The organism is Ramlibacter sp. (genome assembly GCF_035548915.1).
Classification (GTDB): Bacteria; Pseudomonadota; Gammaproteobacteria; order Burkholderiales; family Burkholderiaceae_C; genus Ramlibacter.
Window position 1 is genome coordinate 186245 of record NZ_DASZSE010000031.1, and the last position, 9379, is coordinate 195623.

Below are 9379 nucleotides of genomic sequence, written 5' to 3' on the forward strand. Positions count from 1 at the left end.
GCGATGATCGAGGTGAGCGACCTGCGCTACGCGTGGCCCGGCGCGTCGCACGACTGCCTGGCCATCGACCGCCTCGCGGTCCCCGCGGGCGGGTCCCTGTTCATCCACGGCCCGAGCGGGGGAGGCAAGAGCACGCTTCTGGGCGTCCTGGCGGGCGTGCTCATGCCTCGCCAGGGCGACGTGAAAGTGCTGGGCACCTCCTGGGCCTCTCTTTCCGGCGGGGGGCGCGATGCATTTCGCGCCGATCACGTGGGCTACATCTTTCAGCAGTTCAACCTGCTGCCCTATCTGAGCGCGATGGACAACGTGCTGCTGCCATGCCGCTTCTCGCCGAAGCGGCGCGCGCGCGCCGCCGAAGGCTCGGGGACGCCGGCCGCCAGCGCGCAGAACCTCTTGCGCGAAATGGGACTCGCGGCGTCGCACTGGGATCGCCGCGCGATGCAGCTTTCGGTGGGTCAGCAGCAGCGCGTCGCCGCGGCCCGCGCGCTCATCGGGCGGCCCGAAGTGGTCATCGCCGATGAGCCGACATCGGCGCTGGACGCCGCGCTGCGCGACGAATTCATGCAACTGCTGCTGCGCGAATGCCGCGTGGCGGGCAGCGCCCTGGTTTTCGTGAGCCACGACGAGCGGCTCGCTTCGCACTTCGACGTGCGGCTGTCGCTCGCGCAGATCAACCGCGCGGCGCAGCAGGAAGCCGACCGCGCGCTGGAGGGCGCATGACCGGAATCTCGGCGCTTGCATGGCGCAGCGCCTGGAACCGGCGCTCCACGCTGTCGCTGGTGGTCTTCTCGATCGCGCTTTCCACGCTTCTTCTGCTCGGACTGGAGCGCATCCGCACGGACGTGCGCGAGAACTTCACCGAGTCCGTGAGCGGCACGGACTTGATCGTGGGCGCGCGAACGGGGTCGATCCAGCTTCTGCTCTACGCCGTCTTTCACATCGGCTCCGCGACGAACAACATTCGCATGGATAGCCTGCGCGCGATCGCCGGATACCCCGCGGTGGACTGGATCGTGCCGCTGTCGCTCGGCGATTCGCATCGCGGGTTCCCCGTGATGGCGACGAGTGCGGACTACTTCACGCGTTTTCGCTATGGCAATCACCGCCATCTCGAGCTGGCGCGAGGCCGCTTTTTCGACGGCAGCCTGAGCGGGCTCTACGACACGGTCATCGGACAGGAGGTCGCCGAGAAGCTCCACTATCGGCTGGGCGACCGGATCGTCCTGAGCCATGGCAGCGGGTCGATCCCAGGCGCGGAACACGCGGACAAGCCGTTCGAGGTCGTCGGAATTCTCGGGCGGACCGGCACGCCGGTGGACCGCACGGTCCACATCAGCCTGGAAGCGATGGAGGCGATCCATCTCGACTGGACAGCCGGCGTGCCGATGCCGGGCCATCACATCTCCCCCGAGGAGGCGCGCAATGCGGATCTGACGCCCAAGCTGGTGACCGCGGCGCTCGTCGGGCTGAAGACGCGCGCGGCCGTCTTCTCGGTGCAGCGCGCCGTCGACAACTATGCCGGGGAGCCGCTGATGGCCATCCTGCCGGGGGTTGCGCTCGATGAGCTCTGGCGCATCGTCGGCGCAGGCGAGCGAGCCATGCTGGCGATGTCGGCCATCGTGGCGGTCGTGAGTCTTGCGGGACTCATCAGCGTCGTGCTGGCGGGGCTGAACGAGCGGCGGCGCGAACTGGCCGTCCTGCGCTCGGCCGGTGCGTCTCCCCGGCAGGTGATGCTCCTGCTTTCCATCGAGGGGCTTATGATTACGTCGCTGGGAATCTGCCTTGGCACGCTTGCGACCTTTGTGGCGATCCTCGTTCTGGGTCCGTGGCTGCAGTCTCTGCTCGGCATTGCGCTCACCTGGTCCGCGCCGACGCCGAGCGAGTGTCTTCTTCTGCTGGCCATCCTCGTATCCGGAATGGCGGCGAGTCTCGTCCCTGGGTGGCGCGCGTACCGGATGTCCCTGGCCGATGGGCTGTCTCCGAGACTTTGACATGAACCGACCTCTAGCGCTCACCCTGTGCGCCGCCATGATCGTGGGCCTGGCGGCGTTGGTCGTTCCGGTGCGCAAGGCGCTGCTGGATTTCAGCCACCGCGAGTTGTCGGCAAGCGCCGCCGCTCATGGCGACAGCGTCTACAGGACGATCGACTGGGAGGCACTGATTCCCAAGGACTGGGACCCGATGAAGCAGATCGGGCAGGATCCGTCGAGTCTGAGCGACAGCAATCCGCGCGCGATGAAACTGCTGCGCGACATGCGGCAAACCTGGGACAACGCACCGACCGTGGAGGCGATGAATGGAGCCGCCGTGCGCCTGCCGGGGTATGTCGTGCCAGTCGACCAGACGAAGGAGGGTCTGCGGCAGTTCCTGCTCGTTCCCTATTTCGGCGCTTGCATCCACAGCCCTCCGCCGCCGGCCAATCAGATCATCGACGTGATCGTCGATCATCCCGCGGATGACATCCAGTCGATGGATGCCGTGTGGGTGAGCGGCGTGCTTCAGACGGCGCGCACGGATTCGACGATGGGCATGAGCGGATACAAGCTGAAGGCTGCGCGAGTCGAACCCTACGAGCCGCCCAAGCAGCCCTGATGCCTGTGCCGATTTCGCGGCTTAGCCGCGGTCAGCCTTCGCTCGCGGCGAGCTTCGCGCCGAGACCGGCGAACGCGGCGGCGAATCCGTAGCGCAGCCACCGCTGCACGCGGGGCGACTCGATCACGAGTCGGCGGAACGCGTGCGCGATGTAGCCGTAGCCCACGAAGACCACAAATGTCATCAGCATGAAGACGCCGCTCAGGATCAGGAGCTGCTCGAGCGGGTGAGCGGCCTTCGCGTCGACGAACTGCGGCAGGAACGCGAGGAAGAAGATGCTCAGCTTCGGGTTCAGGATGTTGAGCATGAAGGCCTTGGCCATCAGGCGTGTGGCGGAAGTGCTCGCGATGGTGCCGTCCACCGCGAACGCGGACTTGTCGCGCCACGTCGCGTAGGCGATGTAGAAGAGATAGAGAACGCCCGCGTACTTGACGATCTGGAACGCGAGTGCGCTGGTGTGCATGAGGGCGGCCAGGCCGAGGACCGTGGCGGCGAGATGGGGGACGATTCCGGCGGTGCAGCCGAGGCTGGCGTAGATTCCGGCGCGGCGGCCATGCACCAGGGCCGTCGAAACCGTGTAGATCACGCCCGTGCCGGGGATGAGGACGACGATGAGGGACGTGAGGAGGAATTCGGGGGTGATCATGCTTTGGCCCTCGCGGGTCGATGCGCACGGAGGCTTGAGCATTGTGGCGTGTCATCTTCGCGCGCGCAAACGCCGACTTGCATGGACAACCGGCCTGTCAGGTGACGTCGTGCCGTACGCGTTGGGGGGCGATGGCCCAGGCCGCACTGGCCCACAGGATGATCCCCGCGCCCAGGCAGCCGACGGGGCTCCCGGGTCCCGCGGATGCGAGCAGAGGGTACAGCGCTGCCAGCGACATCATGGCTGTTCCGGTGATGTAGTGCGGCGGATATTCGAAGATCCTGGCGAGTGGAACGAAGTGCGCGCCGATGATGAAGATGGCCGCGGGAATGATCCACACCGACAGGCGCATGTTCGCCAGAATGTTGCCGACGACCAGGAGCAGCACCCATTGCGCCGCGTTGACGATGTGGAAGTTGCGCGAACGGCGCTGCTCCTGCGCGTCGGGTTCCGCGTTGAGCGCCGGCGCATGGCGTCGGTAGGTTCGCAGGACGATGGAGAAGAAGACGAAGGTGGCGACGCCGATCAGTGCGTACGCCGTAAGCGGCGCTGAGAAGGTGCCATGCGCCCACAGCGCGAGCCAGCATCCGCCGAAGACGGAGAAGAACATCGCTCCGATGGCGCGGCTGGCGCGTTGGGGGTCCTCGGCCTGTGGGCCTGGCAAATCGCGGCTTACGCGGCCTCCGCATGAAACTTCACACCGAGAGCCCGAGCCACCTTGAGAAACGTGGCGAAGCTCGGGTTTCCGTTCTCGCTCAATGCCTTGTACAGGCTTTCTCGGCTGAGACCTGCGTCGCGTGCGACCTGGCTCATGCCTTTGGCTCGTGCGATGTCGCCAAGAGCGCGCGCGATACCGGCGGCATCTTCGGGAGCTTCCTCGAGCCACGCATCGAGGTACGCCGCCATTTCTTCCGGCTTCCGTAGTTGTTCTGCGACGTCGTATGCGACTGTCCTGGTCCGCCGCGTCGCGGGTTCCTTTGCCTTTCCTGCCTTGGCCATAGCTACTCCAGCAAGCCACCTGCCTTTATGTCAACGTACCCTGCTCAGGCGATCGGCCATCCGCGTTTGCCATCCCGGGCCGGTCGCTTTCCAGCGGTCGATGACATCCACCGGCAGACGCAGTGTCAGCTGCTTGCGAGGATTCGCCGACGGCGGGCGTCCACCCTTGTTGACGGTGCCGCGTCCGATCATTTCCTCGGTGAGTTCGGGAAGTTCCACGTACTCCGACTTCTTGATTCGGTGAGCGTCCACACGTGCAAGGTCAGATTTCAAGGAGGGGCGCGATGCGTGCTTGCTCGCGGGCATTGGCTTTCCTCATGCTGAAGACGTGGCGAACCGCGCCACGCGGCGTGTAGCCGACCACAACCATTCGACCAGCAAGATAGCCGAAGCAGATGATGCGCGCTTCACCGTATTCCTTGCGTGTGTCCTCAACCTCGAAAGTAATGCCCGAAAAGACGAACCTCGCATCCTCGAAATCAAGACCGCGTTCCTGCAACGTGCGCTCGCGCTTCTCCGGATCGTAGGTCACTCGCATCGGTTATTGTAGCTACGAAAACCGAGGCGTCAACAGTGGCTGTTTCGGTGTGAGCGCAAAGCCGTAATGTCCCCTTTCACCAAAGTAGAAGTGTCCCCTTCAAGGTTGAAGGGGATGGCTGGTGGAGGGGAAGCTGATGAGTGCGAGGGAGGCGGACCGCTACGCGGTGGTGCGGCAGGTGATCGAGCGCAAGATGACGCAAGCGGAGGCGGCAGCATGGCTGGGGCTGTCGGTGCGGCAGGTCAAGCGGCTTTGCACGGCGGTGCGGGAGGACGACTGTGGGGGCGTGATCTCGCGCAAGCGAGGTCAGCCGAGCAACCGACGCGCCGAGGACGAGCGAGAGCGTTTCGTCGAGCTGGTGCGGCAGCACTACGCCAACTTCGGCCCAACGCTGGCGGCGCAGTACCTGAGGCGCGACCACGGCTTCAGCCGCAGCGCGGAGACGCTGCGCGCCTGGATGCAGCGCGCCGGGCTGTGGAAGGCGTGTCGAGCCAAGCCCCAGCGCATCCACAGCCCGCGGCTGCGGCGCGCACGCCGCGGCGAGCTGGTGCAGGTCGACGGCAGCCTGCACGCCTGGTTCGAGCAGCGCGCGGCCAAGTGCTGCCTGATCGCCTTCATCGATGACGCCACGGGAGATGTGCTCGCCGGACGGTTCTTCCCGGTGGAGGCCACCCGAGGCTACCTGGACGTGCTGCAGCGCCACGTCATCGGCCATGGCCGGGCGCTGGCGCTGTACAGCGACCGCCACAGCATCTTCACCAAACATGACCCGCACGACCCCGAGCCCACGCAGTTCGAGCGGGCCCTGGGCGAGTTGGAGATCGAGGCGATCCTGGCCTACTCGCCGCAGGCCAAGGGGCGCGTGGAGAGCCTGTTCCAGACCCTGCAGGACCGCCTGGTCAAGGCGCTGAGGCTGGCGGGCATCAGCAGCATCGAGGCGGCCAATGCGTGGCTGCCGGGCTACCTGGCCGAGCACAACGAGCGCTTTGCCGTGACGCCGCGCGAAGCCGATGACGCTCACCCGCCAATGCAGATGGAGACCCACGCGCTGCAGCGCGTGTGCGCAATCCACCACCAGCGGCGCCTGAGCCGCGCGCTGACCTGCCAATTCCAGGGGCAGCTACTGGTGGTGCTGACCACGCCCGAGCAGCCGCGCTACGGGCTGCGCAACAAACCCGTGCGGCTGGTGGAGCATCTCGATGGCCGCCTGGAGATGCTCCTGGGCGAAGAGGTGCTGCCCTTCAAGGGCTTCGAGCAGCACCAGCAACTGCAATCGCGCGTGGCCGACGACAAGACCCTGGAGGCCAAGGTTGACGATGCGGTGGCCCGCGAGCGCAAACGGCTGCAAAAGACCGTCGAGACACTGAACGTGCGCCACCCGGGGCGCTGACCATCAAGCCCCTGTCGGCCGCCAGCGTTCAACGCCGCTAGCGGCGTTGAACGCTGATCTCACACCAGGGCGCTCGCTCAAACCAACATCTGCGAATGCCCTGGATTCCCGCCTTCGCGGGAATGACGGCACCGCGCAAACGATCACCGCAAGGGGACATCTCTACTTTGCGGAAAAGGGGACATCTCTACTATGGGTTGACACAGTGGCTGCTTCGGCGAGCCTCAACTTTGAAATTGACCCGCGCAAATGAGACGGAAACGTGGGAGTGAATGGGTTCGTCTCTGCACCTTCGACTTCCCATCGAAGCCATCAACTTGTACGAGGATTGATCGGCCCGGCGTCCGAGCTTCACTGGCTATCTCCAGGACTGGAAAAAAGTTCCACTGTCAGCGGTCCCGATTGGATCATCCATGTTTCGACTGTGGTCCGCCTCTCACTCGTCCTCGTCCTCGTCCTCTGTTAGGTATACGAAACTACGGAGATGTTCGTTTCGGATGCCCTTGATCTTCCCGAAATCTTCTCCCGCTTTTCTCACGATTGCGACCCATCCAAACAGCACACTGTCTGCCATCGCATACTCCTTGACTTCTGTCCGCGGATGAAATCGTTCGTTCTTCACAATCAGGCGTTTGCGATTTGCCGCCAACAGGGCCATCGTCTTTAGATCCTTCACTGACGAAGCCATTCCCCGCGGCCTGAACTTCAGCTCGAAGACGCCGACAACTGCGTCTCTGTTGCATACTACGAGGTCAGGGAAGCGAACCGACGGTGGAAGCTCCTTGTCAGTACCGCGAATGGAAAGCCGAGGTTCTATGAAGATCTTGTAGGTATTCCTGCTGTTGACGGTAAACTGCCACCGCAGCGCCTCCCACATCGCCGCCTGGAAGCTTCGTTCGGAGTTCACAAGTTGCTGCTTGTAGACTTCATCGACAACCGTTTGCAATGCAGTTTGGACCATCTGGCCGAGCTGACGTCTTGGAACCACGGGGACACCTCCTGCTCATCGATCTTGGTGCCTTACTTCGCCGAAGTCAATCTGTGCTGCTTCTTTCTTGTGCAGAACATTGACTCTTTTTTGATCAGGGGAAGCCTGCTTTGCGGAGTACGATTCTGCCCACTCACTGATCACTCCAGTGGCCATTTCCTATCCCCCTCGCATCCGAAGTTTTGCTCCTGGGCTCTCCTTTGAGAGTGGCGTGGAGTTGTTCGTCGTACGGGCTGAAATCGAACTTCGATCCTCCGATCGAGACCCCACTTCCGTTTGGGGTACTCAGCTCGTCTTGGCAAGTTTCTGTAGCGATGAGCACACGAGGCTCACGCTCAATCAGCTGACCACGGCATTTGACGAGGCCACCTGTGAGTCGATCCTGGTCGAAGCACCTAGTTGGGTCCCTTCAGCGGTCGCCCGGGTCTTGCAGGAGCATCGCAACGGGACGATCGTGGCACTCGCTTTGCCAGACTCTCCAAGCGCTGGACTTCAGGAGGTTCAGTGGTTCGTCGACGTGCTGCGAACGCAGATGCCCTCGGACGAGTTGCATTTCGTGGCGATCGTCTCGTCAGGAAGGACGGATGCCATCTCAGGCGTCAACCACCTGATCCGCTTGGGCGGTGGTGACTTCGGTTCCAGGCTCTTCTCACTCATGCACGTCCTGTCCTCGAGCCTGGCTCCCACGATGATCATTGACATTGACTGGTGGATGCTGGCGAACGCATTGGGGGACTGGGAGAATCCCTCGTTCTTCGTCGAGGCCATCTGGCCTTACGGCGGGTCTGAGCTGATCTTCGAGAGCATCGAGGCAGTGGAGCAGGTCCGCTGGAGCAGCGCGGTCGTTGCGGTACCGCAGTGCAGGCGGGAGTCAATGTGCGCTGCAATGGAGTTCGTTGCGCTTGTACCGATGAGAGCCGACAGGACGTTTGTCAGCTGTCTCACGTCCAGATTCCTAAGGCCATGGTCGGGCCCTCAGTGGGCGGCTCCGGTCCGGATGCTATGTAGGCCGGAGTGATGGGGATGTCCGAATTTTTGTGTGAGGACCACTGAGACTTGTCCACGACGGCGGGCGTCGCTTGCGACGAACGCACGCCGTGGTGGTCAAGTCGGTGCCACATCTTAAGCGGCAGCCTTCGTGAAGCGATCTTCGTAGGCGATCGCGAATTGGTTCATTGCCTCGCGCCACTCCTTGGCCGCGCGGCCCCAGTCGGCGGTGATGTTCTTCAGCGCCAGCCAGATCAGCTTCGTGGCCGCATCGTCGCTGGGGAAGTGCCCGCGGCTCTTGATGATCTTGCGCAGCCGCGCGTGCAGGCTCTCGATGGCGTTTGTGGTGTAGATCACGCGGCGGATGTGCGGCGCAAACGCGAAGAACCGAATCACGTGGCTCCAGGCGCGTCGCCATGCGGCCACCACGGTTGGGAATTTCTGGCCCCAGGGACTTTGCTCGAAGGCGTCCAGCTCGGCCTGCGCGGCTTCGGCACTGGCGGCCGTGTAGATCGGCTTCAATGCCGCGGCCAGCGCCTTGCGGTCCTTCCAGCTGGCGTAGTCCAGGCTGTTGCGTATCAGGTGCACGATGCACGTCTGCAGCGTGGTCGCGGGGAACACCGCCGACAGCGCCTCGGGCATGCCCTTCAGGCCGTCGGTAACGGCAATGAGGATGTCGTTGACCCCGCGCGTCTTCAGGGCGTTGAACACTTTCATCCAGAACTTAGCGCCTTCGCTGCCTTCGATCCACAGCCCCAGGATGTCGCGGCAGCCGTCGCGCTGCACGCCCAAGGCCAGATAGATCGCCTTGTTGCGAACCACCGCGTCCTCCTTGATCTTCACGCGCAGCGCATCGAAGAAGACCACCGGATACATCGGCTCCAGTGGGCGCGACTGCCAGGCGGTTACTTCGGCCATCACCGCTTCAGTCACCGAGCTGATGAACTCGGGGGAGACCTCCACGCCGTAGGACTCCTGCAGGAACCCCTGGATCTCGCGCACGTCATGCCGCGCGCATACATCGCGATGATCTTGTCGTCAAAGCCGGTGAAGCGCCGCTCGTGCTTGGGAATCAGGATCGGCTCAAAGCTGCCGGCGCGGTCGCGCGGGATGTCCACGCGCACCGGGCCTTCGCCAGTGATCACCGTCTTGGCGCTCGTGCCGTTGCGGTGGTTGGCGTCCTCGGCGGGCTGGCCCAGATGGTGGCCCAGCTCGGCTCCCATCACGCGCTCGATCAGC

At 63.8% G+C, this 9379-nt stretch carries 11 protein-coding genes and 1 pseudogene; 5 read left to right on the top strand and 7 right to left on the bottom strand.

The window, feature by feature from the left end:
- Positions 1-3: 3 nt before the first annotated feature.
- From VHA82_RS11885 to VHA82_RS11895, 3 genes are read left to right on the top strand one after another with little or no spacing between them, the layout of a single operon-like run.
- Positions 4-720, top strand: coding sequence for an ABC transporter ATP-binding protein (locus VHA82_RS11885; protein WP_325543793.1), 717 nt, complete (start codon positions 4-6; stop codon positions 718-720).
- Positions 717-1991: an ABC transporter permease gene (locus VHA82_RS11890; protein WP_325543795.1), complete on the top strand. Its 1275-nt coding sequence runs from the start codon at positions 717-719 to the stop codon at positions 1989-1991. Before VHA82_RS11885 ends, VHA82_RS11890 begins: the two co-directional genes overlap by 4 nt.
- A gap of 1 nt (position 1992) precedes the next feature.
- Complete coding sequence (locus tag VHA82_RS11895; protein WP_325543797.1) at positions 1993-2592, top strand: DUF3299 domain-containing protein; 600 nt, start codon at positions 1993-1995, stop codon at positions 2590-2592.
- 31 nt (positions 2593-2623) lie between these two features.
- Here VHA82_RS11895 and VHA82_RS11900 read toward each other — a convergent pair whose 3' ends face one another.
- From VHA82_RS11900 to VHA82_RS11920, 5 genes are all read right to left on the bottom strand, one after another.
- Complete coding sequence (locus VHA82_RS11900; RefSeq protein ID WP_325543799.1) at positions 2624-3238, bottom strand: LysE family translocator; 615 nt, start codon at positions 3236-3238, stop codon at positions 2624-2626.
- Between the two features lie 97 nt (positions 3239-3335).
- On the bottom strand, positions 3336-3848 hold the full coding sequence (locus VHA82_RS11905; RefSeq protein ID WP_325543801.1) for a hypothetical protein: 513 nt from the start codon (positions 3846-3848) through the stop codon (positions 3336-3338).
- Between the two features lie 62 nt (positions 3849-3910).
- Positions 3911-4237, bottom strand: coding sequence for an addiction module antidote protein (locus VHA82_RS11910; protein WP_325543803.1), 327 nt, complete (start codon positions 4235-4237; stop codon positions 3911-3913).
- A 30-nt stretch (positions 4238-4267) separates the two neighbouring features.
- Positions 4268-4456 (bottom strand): BrnA antitoxin family protein, encoded by a 189-nt coding sequence (locus VHA82_RS11915; RefSeq protein ID WP_325543805.1) that lies wholly within the window; start codon positions 4454-4456, stop codon positions 4268-4270.
- A gap of 43 nt (positions 4457-4499) precedes the next feature.
- Complete coding sequence (locus VHA82_RS11920; protein ID WP_325543807.1) at positions 4500-4775, bottom strand: BrnT family toxin; 276 nt, start codon at positions 4773-4775, stop codon at positions 4500-4502.
- Between the two features lie 136 nt (positions 4776-4911).
- Here VHA82_RS11920 and VHA82_RS11925 point away from each other — a divergent pair, with 136 nt between their 5' ends.
- Positions 4912-6165, top strand: a complete 1254-nt coding sequence (locus tag VHA82_RS11925) for an ISNCY family transposase (protein ID WP_325543809.1) — start codon at positions 4912-4914, stop codon at positions 6163-6165.
- Positions 6166-6601: 436 nt separating this feature from the next.
- On the opposite strand, the gene VHA82_RS11930 is transcribed toward VHA82_RS11925, so the two are convergent.
- Positions 6602-7153 (bottom strand): hypothetical protein, encoded by a 552-nt coding sequence (locus tag VHA82_RS11930; RefSeq protein WP_325543811.1) that lies wholly within the window; start codon positions 7151-7153, stop codon positions 6602-6604.
- Positions 7154-7364: 211 nt separating this feature from the next.
- On the opposite strand from VHA82_RS11930, the gene VHA82_RS11935 reads away from it, so the two are divergent.
- The gene (locus tag VHA82_RS11935; protein ID WP_325543813.1) at positions 7365-8171 is read left to right on the top strand and encodes a hypothetical protein; all 807 of its coding nucleotides are present in this window, start codon (positions 7365-7367) and stop codon (positions 8169-8171) included.
- Positions 8172-8275: 104 nt separating this feature from the next.
- Here the strand turns inward: VHA82_RS11935 and VHA82_RS11940 are convergent.
- A pseudogene (locus tag VHA82_RS11940) lies at positions 8276-9379 on the bottom strand (IS256 family transposase); the annotation flags it as partial.

What these genes read in the sequence shown, in the direction of transcription:
- VHA82_RS11885 (WP_325543793.1), top strand. Translation starts at nt 4, where the DNA reads ATGATCGAGGTGAGCGACCTGCGCTACGCGTGGCCCGGCGCGTCGCAC.
- VHA82_RS11890 (WP_325543795.1), top strand. Translation starts at nt 717, where the DNA reads ATGACCGGAATCTCGGCGCTTGCATGGCGCAGCGCCTGGAACCGGCGC.
- VHA82_RS11895 (WP_325543797.1), top strand. Translation starts at nt 1,993, where the DNA reads ATGAACCGACCTCTAGCGCTCACCCTGTGCGCCGCCATGATCGTGGGC.
- VHA82_RS11900 (WP_325543799.1), bottom strand. Translation starts at nt 3,238, where the DNA reads ATGATCACCCCCGAATTCCTCCTCACGTCCCTCATCGTCGTCCTCATC.
- VHA82_RS11905 (WP_325543801.1), bottom strand. Translation starts at nt 3,848, where the DNA reads ATGTTCTTCTCCGTCTTCGGCGGATGCTGGCTCGCGCTGTGGGCGCAT.
- VHA82_RS11910 (WP_325543803.1), bottom strand. Translation starts at nt 4,237, where the DNA reads ATGGCCAAGGCAGGAAAGGCAAAGGAACCCGCGACGCGGCGGACCAGG.
- VHA82_RS11920 (WP_325543807.1), bottom strand. Translation starts at nt 4,775, where the DNA reads ATGCGAGTGACCTACGATCCGGAGAAGCGCGAGCGCACGTTGCAGGAA.
- VHA82_RS11925 (WP_325543809.1), top strand. Translation starts at nt 4,912, where the DNA reads ATGAGTGCGAGGGAGGCGGACCGCTACGCGGTGGTGCGGCAGGTGATC.